Annotated in this window: 12 protein-coding genes; 8 read left to right on the top strand and 4 right to left on the bottom strand. The window is 62.6% G+C overall.

Translation table 11 applies throughout. The features are described 5' to 3' along the window. Position 1 precedes the first annotated feature (1 nt). The gene (locus tag ACSQ26_RS01395) at positions 2–2,602 is read right to left on the bottom strand and encodes a bifunctional diguanylate cyclase/phosphodiesterase (RefSeq protein ID WP_436005559.1); all 2,601 of its coding nucleotides are present in this window, start codon (positions 2,600–2,602) and stop codon (positions 2–4) included. Between the two features lie 246 nt (positions 2,603–2,848). Then, complete coding sequence (locus ACSQ26_RS01390; RefSeq protein WP_436005557.1) at positions 2,849–3,181, bottom strand: SH3 domain-containing protein; 333 nt, start codon at positions 3,179–3,181, stop codon at positions 2,849–2,851. A gap of 439 nt (positions 3,182–3,620) precedes the next feature. On the opposite strand from ACSQ26_RS01390, the gene rfbF reads away from it, so the two are divergent. The 8 genes from rfbF to ACSQ26_RS01350 all read left to right on the top strand — a co-directional run bounded on the left by rfbF (position 3,621) and on the right by ACSQ26_RS01350 (position 12,537). Next, the gene (gene rfbF / locus ACSQ26_RS01385) at positions 3,621–4,391 is read left to right on the top strand and encodes a glucose-1-phosphate cytidylyltransferase (protein ID WP_436005555.1); all 771 of its coding nucleotides are present in this window, start codon (positions 3,621–3,623) and stop codon (positions 4,389–4,391) included. Between the two features lie 4 nt (positions 4,392–4,395). After that, positions 4,396–5,469, top strand: coding sequence for a CDP-glucose 4,6-dehydratase (rfbG, locus tag ACSQ26_RS01380; protein WP_436005553.1), 1,074 nt, complete (start codon positions 4,396–4,398; stop codon positions 5,467–5,469). 223 nt (positions 5,470–5,692) lie between these two features. Next, the gene (locus ACSQ26_RS01375; RefSeq protein WP_436005551.1) at positions 5,693–6,256 is read left to right on the top strand and encodes a dTDP-4-dehydrorhamnose 3,5-epimerase family protein; all 564 of its coding nucleotides are present in this window, start codon (positions 5,693–5,695) and stop codon (positions 6,254–6,256) included. Beyond that, the gene (locus ACSQ26_RS01370; protein ID WP_436005549.1) at positions 6,253–7,479 is read left to right on the top strand and encodes a methyltransferase domain-containing protein; all 1,227 of its coding nucleotides are present in this window, start codon (positions 6,253–6,255) and stop codon (positions 7,477–7,479) included. The genes ACSQ26_RS01375 and ACSQ26_RS01370 overlap by 4 nt, the downstream gene beginning before the upstream one ends. A gap of 87 nt (positions 7,480–7,566) precedes the next feature. Next, positions 7,567–8,754 (top strand): glycosyltransferase family 2 protein, encoded by a 1,188-nt coding sequence (locus tag ACSQ26_RS01365; protein WP_436005547.1) that lies wholly within the window; start codon positions 7,567–7,569, stop codon positions 8,752–8,754. A gap of 108 nt (positions 8,755–8,862) precedes the next feature. Then, a complete protein-coding gene (locus ACSQ26_RS01360; RefSeq protein ID WP_436005545.1) occupies positions 8,863–10,071 on the top strand; it encodes a glycosyltransferase family 2 protein in 1,209 nt (402 codons plus the stop codon). A gap of 60 nt (positions 10,072–10,131) precedes the next feature. Then, positions 10,132–11,358 carry a glycosyltransferase family 2 protein gene (locus tag ACSQ26_RS01355; protein ID WP_436005543.1) on the top strand — a complete coding sequence of 409 codons (1,227 nt, stop codon included), beginning with the start codon at positions 10,132–10,134 and terminating at the stop codon, positions 11,356–11,358. 234 nt (positions 11,359–11,592) lie between these two features. Next, positions 11,593–12,537: an IS110 family transposase gene (locus ACSQ26_RS01350; protein WP_436005541.1), complete on the top strand. Its 945-nt coding sequence runs from the start codon at positions 11,593–11,595 to the stop codon at positions 12,535–12,537. A 151-nt stretch (positions 12,538–12,688) separates the two neighbouring features. On the opposite strand, the gene ACSQ26_RS01345 is transcribed toward ACSQ26_RS01350, so the two are convergent. Both ACSQ26_RS01345 and ACSQ26_RS01340 read right to left on the bottom strand, forming a co-directional pair. Further along, positions 12,689–13,501: a cephalosporin hydroxylase family protein gene (locus tag ACSQ26_RS01345; RefSeq protein ID WP_436015046.1), complete on the bottom strand. Its 813-nt coding sequence runs from the start codon at positions 13,499–13,501 to the stop codon at positions 12,689–12,691. Between the two features lie 58 nt (positions 13,502–13,559). After that, on the bottom strand, positions 13,560–14,777 hold the full coding sequence (locus ACSQ26_RS01340) for an FkbM family methyltransferase (RefSeq protein WP_436005539.1): 1,218 nt from the start codon (positions 14,775–14,777) through the stop codon (positions 13,560–13,562). Positions 14,778–14,794: the final 17 nt, after the last annotated feature.

The raw sequence follows: 14,794 nt of genomic DNA, 5'->3' as shown, positions 1-14,794 counted from the left end.
ATCAGGCCGACCGCACGGCCTCCGGAGCCTTGAGCCAGCGCCGTTCGCGGATGAAGCCGAGCAGATCGCCCGGCGCCATCGGCCGAGCGAGGCCGTAGCCCTGCAACACATGACAGCCGAGGTCCCGCAGGATCGCGGCATGCCCCATGGTCTCGACGCCCTCCGCGACGATTTCGATGCCGCGCGAGCGGCCGATATCGATGATCGAACTGACAAGCTGCTGCTGCGAGCGGGATTCGAGCAGAGGAATGATCAGCTGGCGGTCGATCTTGAGCCGCCTCGGGGTGAGCTTCAGAAGCGTCACGATCGAGGCATGGCCGGAGCCGAAATCATCGATCTCGATATCGGCGCCGAGCGCCTTCAGCCGCTCGATCTGGTGGATCAATCCGGCATCGTCGCCATCAAAGGAAATCGATTCGAGAAGCTCGAAGGACAATGACCCCGGCCTGAATTCGAGGCTTTCGAGCCGCTGGAAGAGGCTCGCATCCCTCAGCCGCTGGGCCGAGACATTGACGGAAACTTTTGGCACGGGGAAGCCTGCCGCCGCCAGCCGGAACTGTTGCAGCAGCGCCTGGTTGAGCACGATGGCATCGATCTGCGAGACGACCTTGAGGCTCTCGGCGATCCTCAGGAACTTGTCGGGGGTGAGGATGCCCTTGGTCGGATGGTCCCAGCGCACCAGCGCTTCGAGGCCGACGATCTCCAGCGTCTTCGCGTCGAATTGCGGCTGGAAGTAAGCGACGAATTCGTTCTGCTCCAGCCCGCGCAGGATCTCGTCGGCTGTCTTCTTGGTGTTGACGGCGACGTGGCGGAGCGTGTCGGTGAACCATTCGACGCGATTGCGCCCTGAACGCTTGGCCTCATAAAGCGCGATATCGGCATTGACCAGCAATTGCCCGACGCCCTCGTCGCCGCCGGTGCGCGAGGCGATGCCGATCGACGTGCCGACCCGACATTCGTGGCCTTCGTGGATGAGCGGACGCGAGATGGCATCGACCAGCCGGGTCGCAAGCTCCATATAGTCCTGCCCGGCATTGGCGGCGCTGGAAATGATGACGAATTCGTCGCCGCCGATGCGGGCGAGGAAGTCGCCTTCGAAAATGTTGGCGCTGAGGGTCGAGGCAGCGTGCTTGAGGATGCGGTCGCCCGCCGCATGGCCGAGCGTGTCGTTGATATCCTTGAAGCGGTCGAGATCGATATGCATGATCGTCAGCCGCGGCTCGCGCTTGGCGCTGAGTTCATGCTCGGTGACGATCCGGTCGAGATAGCGGCGGTTCGGGAGGCCGGTCAGGGCATCGTGCATGGCGGCACTTTCCATGACCAGGCGGGCCTGTTCCAGCTGCGCATTCTGGATATCGGCATGCCGATTGGCATTGCGCAGGTCTTCCTGCAGCCGTACGTCGCCGGTCACATCCCAGTTGACGCCGACGATCTTCTTGTGGCCCCGGGAATCCCGGTAGGCGGTGCCCATCGCCCTGATATGGCGGATGTCGCCATTACGGCAGATGACGCGGAAATCCGAATTGTACTGGCTTTCGGACTCGATCGCCCGGGCAAATTCGGCCTCGCACTTGGCGAAGTCGTCGGGATGCAGCGCGCCCTTCCAATCGCTATAGCTGGCCTTGCCGCCGGACGGATGGACGTCGTAGAGGTCCATCATCCGTTCGTCCCAGATCAGCTCGCCGGTGACGGCGTCGAAATCCCAGACACCGATCTTGGACGTCTCGAGCGCGATGTCGAGCCGCTGCGACAGGACCCGCATCGCTTCCTCGCGCTCCTGCAGCGCCCGGACATGCCTGACCCGCTCTTCGGTGAGACGGCCGGTCCAGAGCATGGGTGCGACGACGATGAAGCCACCCAGCGCAAGCAGCAAGCGGAAAAGCCAGACCTCGGAAAGCGGCTGGCTCCAGCCGGTCTTCGGCATGGCGGCGAGCTGCCAGTCCTCATGGCCGAGCTTGACCGTCATGATCACCGGGTTTTGCTCGAAGATACCGTCGTCGCCGAAGAAGGGGCGGCGTTCGCTACCAGCCTTGGTGGCGGCCATGGCGACATCGATGCCGAGGCTCGCCGCGCGGAGCCCGCTTTCGGCATAGAGCTTGTTGACATCGATGACTGCCGAGACGATGCCCCAGAAACGATCGCTGCCATCGGGCAGCACGTTGATCACGGGAAAGCGTGCGATCACGGCTTCCCCTCCCTGTACGAGTTTTACCGGCCCGGTCAGCAGCATGCGTCGCGTATCGCGCACCTTGAGCGCGGCTGCGCGTTGCGCTTCGTTCTTTGTATAGTCGAGGCCGATCGCCTTCTCATTGCCTTTGACCGGATAGACGAGAGAAACCACGAAATCGGGCGCGGCGGCAACGTTCTTGATCGACGTATCGCCCTTGATTATATGGCTGCCCAATTGCGTGTATCGCGCCTGGGACATATCAGGCTCGGTTTCGAGCGCGGCGACATAGCCCTGCACCAGCTTCACATTGCCGTTGATGTTGTTTTCAAGACGGGTGCTGATCCTGCCGAGTTCCTCGGTCGCGGCCTGGCGGATCTTGCCTTCCTCGATCGTCCGCATCTGCATATCGGCAAAGATAATGACTGCGGACATCGCGAGAAAGGCGACGAACGCCGGCAGATAGTGAGGTGTGAAGAAACGTCGGAACGGCGAAAAGACGTCATCCGAGTCCCGGTCTTGATCTGAATTGCTCGCCGTCATCGATCGCCTACGCTCTTGCTGGCGTGGGCGGCGCCGGCAAAGATATGGGTAATGACCTGATATTTCACGTTTGCCTTAATAATCCCTTGCGGGAGGAGACGCGACAATTCAGGTACCCATGCAGCGAAACGCCAGTCTTTAGAGCGTCAGGCGCAGCGGATTGATGCGCTTGCGCAGGACCTTGCGGGGACCATCCGCAGACCATGTCATGGTCTTGGCCGGCACCCAGCCGCGCTGGCCGTCGGATTTGACCTCGCACCACAGCGTATCCTGCTGGCAACCGAGCACACTGAGGCCCTGCCCCCAGGTGACGATCCCGATGCGCGGATATTCCTTCGACGGGCCGCCATAGAGCACCATGGAATTGCGCGCGAGCGCGATGTCGTCCTTGGCGGTCGAATCGGCCGCGAAAGCCGTGCCTGAAAAGACACACAGAGAAAAAATCGTCGCAGTTACCAATCGGGCGAGCATGACAAATCTCCAGCCACACGGCGAAACCCCGAGAGTTCCACCATTCTGATGTTATGACGATGAAATCCGATATCAAGGGCATTTGTTCCGGAAAAAATGAAAAAAGGCTTGACACACGAAAATGTGATGTTGCAGCCGCGTTGGACTTGGTGCAAGTGCGTCGGATTAATCAGATAATTACGCGCCAGTTCACCGCCTCTGCCCTGCCGGGCATCTCCCCTCAAAATACACCTCTTCCTTCACGCGAGCCCTTCCGCCCCGTGGTATGACCATGCACCACCCCGATCCCTTCGCTGGTCGCTAAGGATCGGCCGGGGCACGTCTCCGTGCCGGAGGGATGAAGCTCACGCTCTCCAGTTCCCCGAAAGCTTCGGCAGCCAAAATGGAGTAAAACAGGATCCCGCATGATGCGGGCGATTCGGATGGCGAGAGAAGCGCGATGAAGGCGGTCATTCTGGCAGGCGGGCTCGGCTCGCGGCTGGCCGAGGAAACCCAGACACGGCCCAAACCCATGGTGGAGATCGGCGGCCGGCCGATCCTCTGGCATGTGATGAAGATCTATTATGCCCACGGCATTCGCGACTTCGTGATCTGCTGCGGTTTCAAGGGCTATATGATCAAGGAATATTTCGCCAATTACGGCCTGCATATGTCCGACATCACCTTCGATCTGGCGGAAAACCGGCTGGAATTCCATCGCCAGAACGCCGAGGCCTGGCGGGTGACACTGGTCGATACCGGCGAGAACTCGATGACCGGCGGGCGGTTGAAGCGGGTCGCGCCCTATCTGCAGGGCGGCGAGGATTTCTGCTTCACCTATGGCGACGGCGTTTCCTCGACCGATATTTCGGCGACCATCGCCTTCCACAAGAAGCATGGCAAGCTGGCGACCGTCACCGCCGTGCGGCCCCCTGCCCGTTTCGGCGCGCTGCGCTTCGAGGGCGACGACGTGACCGGCTTCATCGAGAAGCCCGAGGGCGAAGGCGGCTATATCAACGGCGGCTTCTTCGTGCTCAATCCCTCGGTGCTCGACCGGATCGATAACGACGGCACGAGCTTCGAGGGCGAACCGCTGACCGGACTGGCGGAGGAAGGTCAGCTCAAGGCCTGGTTCCACGACGGCTTCTGGCAGCCGATGGACACGCTACGCGACAAGATACAGCTCGAGAACCTCTGGCAGACGGGCACGCCGCCCTGGAAAGTGTGGTGACGCGATGGGTTTCTGGCGCGGCAAAAGAGTTCTGCTGACCGGCCATACCGGCTTCAAGGGCGCATGGCTGCATTTCTGGCTGAAACAGCTCGGCGCGCATGTGCAGGGCCTGTCGCACGCGCCGGCGACCTATCCCTCGCTGTTCGACCTGCTCGCCAATGACGGCGCGCATGCCAAGGGCATCGTCGATATCCGCGACCGCGTGGCCGTGCTGGCGCGTGTGCATGAAGCCAATCCGGAGATCGTCTTCCACCTCGCCGCCCAGCCGCTGGTGCGGGCGGGCTATCGCGAGCCGGTCGAGACCTTCGAGACCAATGTGCAGGGCACGGTGAACCTGCTCGACGCGCTGCGCGTGGCACCCGACCTGCGCGCGATCGTGGTGGTGACCACCGACAAGGTCTATGAGAATCCGGAAAGCGCCAAACCCTTCGTCGAAGCTGATCCGCTCGGCGGGCACGACCCCTATTCCGCCTCCAAGGCCGCGGCCGATATCGTCACCGCGAGCTACCGGCGCTCCTTCTTCCTGCCGCGCGGTGTGGGGCTGGCGACGGCGCGGGCCGGCAATGTGATCGGCGGCGGCGACTGGGCGGTGGACCGGCTGATCCCCGATGCAGTGCGGGCGCTGACCTCGGGCCAGGTGCTCGACATCAGGCGGCCGGACGCGGTGCGGCCGTGGCAGCATGTGCTCGAACCGCTCAACGGCTACATGCTGCTGGCCGAGAAGCTGTGGAACGCGCCAGAGGCCGGGCCGGCCTACAATTTCGGCCCTGATCCCGAGAGCACGGCGACGGTGCGCGAGATACTGGAACTCTCCGCACTCTATTTCTCGCTCGCCAATATCGGCTGGGGCGATGGCAGCGACGGGCCGCATGAGGCCGGCCTGCTGACGCTCGACAGCACCAAGGCCGCCGACGAACTGGGCTTCAAGCCACGGTTTACGCTCAGCGAGACGATTGATCGTACATGGCGCTGGTATCGCAGTTTGAACGAGGGCAAGTCGGCGTCGGATTTGTGCCTCGCCGATCTCATCGCGTTTGAGGGTGGGCGGCTGGACATGGGTCAAAGGGCGACGGCGTGATCATCGAGCTTTTCCGCCGGAACACCCCCCTCTGCCCTGCTGGGCATCTCCCCCTCATGGGGGGAGAACGGATAGGGCACGCGCACCGCCCTCAATTGAATGCCGCATTTCTAGCACTCGACATGCATTTGAGCCGGAACGCGTGCCACGAGTCATTCTCCCCCCTTGTGGGGGAGATGTCCGGCAGGACAGAGGGGGGTGCCAGCGGGCGCCACACCGCCCGATGACAGCCCGCTTCGAAATCATCGACACCCCCCTCGCCGGCCTGAAACTCCTTCGTCGCAAACGGCTCGGCGACCACAGGGGCTATCTCACCCGTCTCTTCGATGCCGAGGAGCTCACAAAACTCGGCTGGGCCGGCGGCATCTGCCAGATCAACGAGACGGGCACCGGCGAGCGGGGCACGGTGCGCGGCTTCCATTACCAGACGCCTCCGTTCAGTGAGGCCAAGCTGATTGCCTGCACGAAGGGGAAAATCCTTGATGTGGCGGTGGATATCAGGCGGGGTTCGCCTACGTTTCTCCAGCATTTCGCGGCCGAACTTTCGGACGACAATGACCTTTCCTTCCTGCTGCCCGAGGGGTTTGCGCATGGCTACCAGGCACTGACATCCGATGTGCGCATGATCTACGCCCATTCCGCGCCCTACCGCGCCGAGGCCGAGGCTGGGCTCAACATCGCCGACCCCAAGCTTAGTGTGGCATGGCCGCTGCCGGTCGCCAACCTCTCGGCCCGCGACCAGGGATTTGCCATGCTGACAGACGAATTTACGGGAGTGTCCCCATGAAATGCCGGCATTGCGGCCACCAGGATTTCTGGCCGTTTCTCGATCTCGGCACGGCGCCGCCATCCAATTCCTACGTCGCGGAGGAGGCGCTGTCGAAGCCCGAGCTCTGGTATCCGCTGGTGATCCGCACCTGCGCCCACTGCCTGCTGACCCAGACCGAGGACTTTGCGTCCCGCGAGACGTTCTTCTCGGAGAGCTACGCCTATTTCAGCTCGTTTTCGACGTCATGGCTGAACCACGCGAAGGACTATGTGGAGACGATGGCCGCCCGCTTCGGGCTCGGGCCGGAGTCGCGCGTGGTCGAGATCGCGGCAAATGACGGCTACCTGCTGCAGTTCGTCAAGGCCAGGGGCATCCAATGCCTCGGCGTCGAGCCGACGACCAGCACGGCCGAGGCCGCGCGGGCCAAGGGGATCGAGGTCGTCGAGGACTTCTTCGGTGTTGGGCTGGCCGATGATCTTGCTGCCAAGGGCTGGCAGGCCGACCTGATGGCGGCCAACAATGTGCTGGCGCATGTGCCTGACATCAACGATTTCGTATCCGGTTTTGCGCGGCTCTTGAAGCCCGAAGGTGTCGCAACCTTCGAATTCCCGCACCTGCTCAACATGGTCGGCGAAAGCCAGTTCGATACGGCCTATCACGAGCACTATTCCTATCTCTCGCTGATCGCGGTGGAGCGGATTTTCGCCCAGAACGGCCTCACCGTCTTCGATGTCGAGACCACGCCCTGGCATGGCGGCAGCTTGCGCGTCTTCGCGAGCCGGGCGGACGCGAAAACAAGGCCGGTGCAAGCATCCGTGGCTAGGATGCGCGAGACCGAGGAAAAGGCCGGCATGCGCGCCAAGGCATTTTACGAGGGCTTCCAGGCCGCCGCTGAGCGGGTCCGGAACGATTTCGTCGAATACCTGATCGACTGCCGCAGGAAGGGTCTGAAGGTCGCCGCTTACGGAGCCGCCGCGAAAGGCAACACGCTCCTGAATTTCGGCGGCATCAAACCCGACCTGATCTCCTTCGTGGTGGACAAGAACCCTGCCAAGCAGGGCCAGTACCTGCCGGGGAGTCGCATTCCGGTCGTGGACGAAGCACGGCTCAAGGCCGAACAACCGGACAGGGTGGTCATACTGCCATGGAATATCGAGACCGAGATCAGGGCACAGCTTTCCTATATAACCGCCTGGGGTGGGAAGTTCGCGACAGCCGTGCCAAGGCTCCGGGAGATGTGACCGGGGCGCCGGCGACCGAGATCGCGCCGGCCGATTCGGATACCGCACCCGTGGCGGTGCCGGCGATCCAGGTCTTCAAACTGCCCGATGCCTGATGTCCCGAAACTCTCGATCTGCGTACCCTCGCGCAATCGGCAGGACTGCTTCCGCCAGACGATATCGGACCTGACGGCCAATCCGCGCACCGACGTGGAATTCGTGTTCGCCGACAATTCCGACGATCCTGATGTGATGGACGGTTTTATGCGCGGGTTGAATGATGTGCGCGTGGTCTATCTGCGGTCGCAGCCGTCACCGCTCTCCATGGCCGACAACTGGGAACGCACCGTCTCCGCCGCCAGCGGCGCATGGGTCTGTGTGATCGGCGACGATGATTACGTCGATCCTGATCTTGCCGACTACATCCTCGATATCGAGGCGCGCGACGCGGCAGTCGATGCGATCGGCTGGAACCGCGCGCCGTTCCAGTGGCGGTCGGCGCGGACGGACACCAAGTCGGTCCCGTTCTCGCTTGCCAATCGCATCATGCGCCACCCGCTCGGCCAGATAACCGGCCGTCTGTTCGGCTGGCATGGCGCGAGCTACATGCCGCAATGTCCCTATGGCGTCTATCACGGCGCGGTGGCGCGCCATTCGCTGGACCGGGTAAAAGGCCGCTTCTCGGGCCGCTATTTCGAGCACCCGACGGTCGATTACGACTTCTCGCACAAGATGCTCGCGACCGTGGAGAACCTCGTCTACATCAACCGGCCGATGTCGATACCAGGCGTGGCGAAGAGCAGCAATTCGGCTGCGGTCGGCGATGCAGGCCGGATGCGGCAAGCCGTCGATGCGCATCGGCAGGAATACGGCACGGAGTTCGAAGAGGCGGTGCTGGGCGCAGGCTTTCCCTTCACTGCGGAAACGGGCGTCGCCGGCAATATCATGGCGGCGCAATTCTGGTTCAAGCAGAAATACGGCTATGAGCATGCCGGCTGGGAGGCCAATTTCGCCCGTGCAGTCTCCACCGAATGCCAGCTCTGGCTCGAACCGGAGGAATATGCCCGCCATGTCGCCCGCATCCGGGCGGCGTTCGAAGCCTGGGAAGGCGGCAAGTACCTGCATCTGTTCGAGCCCAAATTCGTCGGCGCCGCGACGCGTGATCCCTATTGGGGGCTGCTCCAAGATACCCTTCATATCAGCCAGGAGGTCGCGGGCGCGGAAACCCCGGCACAGTTCTACCGCGTGCTGCAGGACATCCTGCCCGAACGGGCGCAGATCGAATTCACTTTCTAGGACCGACCGACCTTCGGCTGATGCCGGTCTGCAAATGGCGGTCGGTCCGGGAGCACTCAAGCCCCGTGAAAGTCATCGCGGTTAGGGTGACCGCGAACGGAGTTTCCCATGAGCCCCCGGCTTTCCATCTGTGTCCCATCGCGCAACCGGCAGGTCTCGTTCCGGCAGACGATCCGCGACCTCTTGGCCAATCCACGGGGCGACGTGGAGTTCGTCTTCGCCGACAATTCCGATGACGGCGCTGTTATGGATGCCTTCATCGCCAGTCTCCGCGATCCGCGCATTCGCTACCTCAAGTCCTCGGACCATCCGTTGCCGATTCAGGACAACTGGGATCGGACGATAGCGGCGGCATCCGGCGAGTGGATCGTCTTCATCGGCGACGATGACTATGTCGATCCCGATGTCATCGACACGATTGCCGAGATCGCCATACGCCGGCCGACGGTCGACGCGGTGGGTTGGAACCGGATGAGCTTCAAATGGCCGGAATACCGGCCGTTTCGCGGCAACACCTGCCTCTCGCTCGGCAACAGCGTGACGCTCGCCGATCGCGACAAGCAGTTCCGGACGATGTTTCTCTGGGAAGGCGCGGCGCCGATTCCGAAGGTCGCTTTCGGCGCCTACCATGGCGCGGTGCGCCGGGACGTGATGGAACGAATCCGGACAACCTTTTGCGGCCGCTATTTCGAGCACCCGACGGTGGATTTCGACTGTTCGTTCAAGCTTCTGCTGACCGCGCGGGAACTGGTCTATGTCGACCGGCCTTTCTCGGTGCTCGGCACGACCTCGGCCAGCAACTCGGCGGCGGTCGGACGTTTCGACCGGGTTGGCGAGATTCATGACGAGATGTCAGGGCGGGAAGCGTCATCCTTCGAGGACCCGGCCTTTCCGTTCACCAGCAGGCTCGGCGTGGCCTCTTCGATCCTGGCCGCGCAGCATTGGTTCAAGACGAAATACGGCATCCGCTTCGACGGCTGGGAGGAAAATTTCACCCATGCGCTGGCCATCGACTGCGGCCACGCCGAGGACAAAGCAGGCTTCGACCGGCACGCGGCGCAATGCCGGGACGCCCTCTCAAAATGGCAGGGCGGGCGGTTTCTCGCGGCATTCAATCCGTGCTTCCTGCCGCGTCGGAATTCCGGCGTCTATACCGGCTTGCGCGGCCAATATCTCTTTATCGACGAGACGATCGCGGCATGCCGGACGCCGGCGGAGTTCTACGGGATCGCCCAGTCGGTCCTGGAACCACCCTCGGAACTCAAATATCAATTCGACCGGGCAAAGCATCTGGCGCCGATGGTGAGCGCCGCCTGACAACCTCCGACAGGTTCAGAAAAGCAACCCGCTCTACGCTCCCGCCAACGGAGCCATATCATGACCCATGTTCCCACACTTTCCATCTGCGTGCCCTCGCGCAACCGTCAGGTCTATTTCCAGGCGACCATCCGGGCGCTGACAGCCTCCCTGCGCTCCGATATCGAGCTGGTCTTCGTCGATAATTCCGACGATGCCTCCGTTATGGATGCTTTCATCCAGCCCTATCTCGCCGATCCGCGCGTCAAATATGTGCCCTCCGGCGCCACGGTGCGGCCGATGGTGGACAATTGGGAAGTGGCACTGCAGGCGACCACCGGGCGCTGGATCTCGGTGATCGGCGACGACGACCATATCGATCCAGATGTCGCGGGCCTGCTCACACGGATTGAGGCCGAGATGCCCGATGTCGAGGCACTGGATTGGGCGCGGCTGTTCTTCACCTGGCCCTATCCGGGCAAGCCGCCCTACTCCAATGTCGTGCAACTGCTAACCGAAATCCATGAAGTGCCCAAGGACCAGCTCAAGGAGCGCGCCTTTCGCTGGGACCATGCCCGCGAGGTGCTGGGCTGCGGTTTCGGCATCTATCATGGCGCGGTCTCGCGGGTGCTGATGGAGCGGATCAAGTCGCTCTCGAAGACCAATCGCTATTTCGAGCACCCGATCGTCGACTACGACAACATTTATAAGCTGATCATGCACGGCAAGCGCTTCGTGCATTGCCGCCGGCCGCTGTCGGTCATGGGCGCCTGCCCGCTGAGCAACACGGCCGCAGTCAACGATCTCAAGGACGCGAAGAAGAAGCTCGAAGCCTTCCATAGGGAACACAAGAACCCGATCGACGACTGGGAATGCTACAGGGATTTCCCCTTCCGCGCCCATCATGGCGTCACCGCCTGCATCGGCATGACGCAGCACTGGTTCGCCAAGGAATATGGATACGACTTCGCGGGCTTCGAGAAGAATTTCGCCAGGTCATGCGCCATCCAGTGCGAGGGTTATCCGACGCGGGAGGAATTCGAGGTGTCGTCGGCGGCCTATCGCGAGGTCTTCGCGAAATGGCAGGGCGGCAGGTTTGCCAAGTATTTCCGACCGGTATGGAAGGATCGCGAGGCGCCGCAGGCGTTCGGTGGGATGCTTGAGGGCAAGCTCTACCTTTCGGACGCCTACGAGACTGCGGCCACGCCTGCCGAGTATTACGACATGGTCGGAGGAATTCTGTTGCCGGTCGAGAACCTGGTGATTGATTTCGAGAATGTCAGGGTTGTGTCGGGGGTGGCGGCTTAGCTGCCAGAGAGGATCGCCCCTCATCTGCCTGCCGGCATCTTGTGTGTTGAATTTCTGGTAAAGTTGGTTTTGTCCGGTTTGTCCGCCTGATGTTGACGCACCAGGCGGACCACCGTCGGAGGGACCGTTGGCATCAGAGCCCTTTGGGCTGTGGAGAAGCTGGGTCGCCGTCGGCTGTTCACTGATCCGGATGGTTGCAGGGACGATCGGGTCCGGAGCCACAAGGAGGGATCGATGAACATATCGAAGTCTAACACATTTAGCGCCGGGGTCGATGTCGCCAAGCTCTGGCTGGACGCGGCGATCCACGGCTCGGAGGCGATGGTTCGGGTGGCCAACACGCCGGCCGGACATGGCGAGCTGATCGACTGGCTTTGTGCCCAGGGCGCCGGGCGCGTCGGACTGGAGGCCACCGGCGGTTATGAGCGCGCCATCGTCAAAGCCTTGCGCGACGCAGCGCTTGAGGTGGTCGTGCACCAGCCCATCGAGGTCAGGCTGTTTGCCCGCATCAAGCGCCTGCGGGCCAAGAATGATCGCATCGACGCCCGGCTGATCGCCTGCGCCACGGCCCAGGTCGAGAGCGTCAGAGCCGCCGCCGATCCGCGCCTTGCCGAACTGGCCGAGCGACTGACGGCCTATGAGCAAGCCAGCGAGCTTGCAACGCTGCTGAAGACCCAGATGGAGCATCTGAGCCTGCCCGACCTGATTGAGGATGCCCGCGCCCAGTTGACCATCCTGCTGGCGCGAAAGGCCAGGATTGTCGCCGACATCATGGCCCGCGTCCGGCTCTGGCCCGACCTCGCCCGGCGGCTCGCCCTGCTCAACTCCTTGCCTGGTGTCGGTTCCATCGTGGCGCTGAGCCTGCTGATCCGGATGCCCGAACTGGGCGCGATGAAGCGCGGACAGGCCGCCGCCCTGGTCGGTGTTGCGCCGTTCGACCGCGATTCCGGCGAGCGAAAGGGCCAGCGCTTCATTGCCGGAGGCCGCCGCAGGCCTCGAAAACTGCTCTACATGGCTGCTCTTGCCGCCAAACGATGCGATCCCGGCCATCGCAGCTTCGCCCAACGCCTGGCTGCCGCCGGAAAACCGCCCAAGCTCATCCTCGTCGCCATCATGCGAAAGCTCATCGAGGCCGCAAACCTCGTCATCCTGCGCGATACGCCTTGGGTTCCACAATAAAAATGACATGGTTGCTTCTCCCGCAGGCGGGGAGAAGGGAGTCGTGCCTGGACCCCTGCTCCCGCCAACGTTGAGCTCGTGGCAAGGCTGGGCGCCCAGCGCCCCCTCGCCCCGTTCTTACGGGGAGAGGGCTGGGGTGAGGGGCAACCATTCACACCCGCTTCAAGAACCCATCTGGCGCGGCCGTGATCGTGATCTTGTTCTCGATCCTCAGGTCGATATCGAAATTCAGCTTGCCGCCGTCACGCGCGGTGCGGCCTTCATTGGCGAGCCGCTTGCGGTATTCCCAGACGGCGGTCTTCGGGTTGTCGCCTTTGCCCCAAGGGCGATCCGATGTAGCGCCCTCGGGCAGGTCCTCGACGCCGGTATCCCAGACGACACAATAGGAACCCGGGCTGACATACGGCGCGTAGAGTTCCAGTTCCGCGAGCACGTGCTCATGGGTATGGTTGGAATCGAGGAAGACCATGACTCGCTCATAACCCTCGGCAAGTTTGGCGACCTGTTCCATGATCTCGGGCGCCACCGATGAGCCCTGCAGCAGTTCGATCTTGTGGCGCATCGGATGCGCGTCGATTGCCGAGCGGTTATGCGGGCGGATGTCAATGTCGACGCCGACGACCTTGCGGCGGCCGGCGCGCGGGTCGAGCACGGTGCCGGCTTCGACGGCATCGCAATAGTCGAGCATCGCCAGCATTGAAGCGCTCATCACCAGCGAGCCGCCATGGGCGATGCCGGTCTCGATGATCAGGTCCGGACGGCAGGTCCAGATCAGCTCCTGGATCGCATAGAGATCCTGCGGCACCTGGATCACCGGCCGGCCGAGCCAGGTGAAATTCTGGGCGTAGCCGTGGCCGATGGCGGCCATCAGCCAGTTGAGCGTCAGCGCCTTGAAGGACGTATCCTCGCCGATGCCCTTGATATTGCCCTCGACGAGGGTGCGGAAATGTTCGACAGGATCCAAGGTCATTCTCCCTATTCTCGCCGGCACGGACTCTGATCGGAGTCTCGCGGCCGCGGCGTCACGTATCAGTTTTCTCGTTCGGAATGGCATAGACGACCGCGCCCGTGCCGCACCAGCTGTGGGTGCGAAACAGGATGCGGTAAGCCTCAAGGTTTTCCATCAGCCAGAGCGGCGTTTTCCAGATGCCATCGGCATTGTGATAGACGGTTGCGGCGATGATCGGCCGGGCGTGGCGGAACGTCTCGAGGCCGCCTTTCAACGCATCGAGCTCGCCGCCTTCGAGATGCAGCTTGACGAAGGTCGGCTCGATTTCCAGCGTATCGAGGGTGGCGAGCGTGACTGTATCTTGTCCGATCGGCGAGATCTGGGAGGCATAGCCGAGGCCTGAATGGAAGCGCGCTTCACCTGGTTCGGCGCCGAGTGCGTCGCAGATGATCCGGGTGCGACGATCATCCCGCCAATGATCGTTGAATGTCTTTTCGAGCACCGCGCGATTGGCTGCATCCGGCTCGACCGCGATGATTTGGCGCCAGTCCGGGCGCAAGCCATCGAGCGCTAGAGAAACGCTGCCATGGTGGGCGCCGCCATCGAAGAAGACGGGGTCGGGCTCCAGCGCGTGCAGCACTTCGGGGATGAAGAAGCGGTTGTGGTTGGCGACCACGGTGCCATCAAATATCCACTCCTGCCGCAATTGCCGCCAGGCGAGGAACTGTAGGTGGTGCGCACGAGACGCGTCGTCGGCGAAGCCCGAGAGTACGCGGGCGGCATTCCGATGGTCCGCGTCTGACAGCGGCGGCGCATACCAGCCGTTGGACAGCGAATGGACGGCGCGAAAATTCTCGGCGAAATCGTAGAAGGGTGCGACATGCGCGAATCCGAGATCGTCGAGCATCGCTTCCAGCGGCACATAGGGCGCGGTGACGACCGTGACCAGTACGAGATGGCTCTGCTTGAGATGGGCGGGCACGGCATCCGGCGCATAGACCGGCTTGTCGCGCCACAGGGGATTTTCGCTGAGTGCATCCGCGTTGCGATCGATGACGAAATCGAAATCCCGGCCGACCTCGGCGAGGAATTCCCGCGCCATCTGGCCGAGATTGCCGGCACCATAGAGGGCGAGCGGCATGTCGGTTGGCACGGTGGGGAAATCCGGCCTGGAGGCGGCGATCTCGTCGAGCAAGGCTAAGGCTTCACCAGCAGAGGGCGGCGCGGCGAAGTGCCGGGCGCGGTATCGCCCGGTGCCGATGCTGTTCTTGCTTGCCGCCAACTGGGCCAATCGGATTCCTCTGTCTG

The sequence above is a fragment of the Rhizobium sp. LjRoot254 genome (genome assembly GCF_964254105.1).
GTDB lineage: Bacteria > Pseudomonadota > Alphaproteobacteria > Rhizobiales > Rhizobiaceae > Rhizobium_E.
Note: the sequence above shows the minus strand (reverse complement) of the source record. Positions and strands in the feature narration are given on the sequence as shown.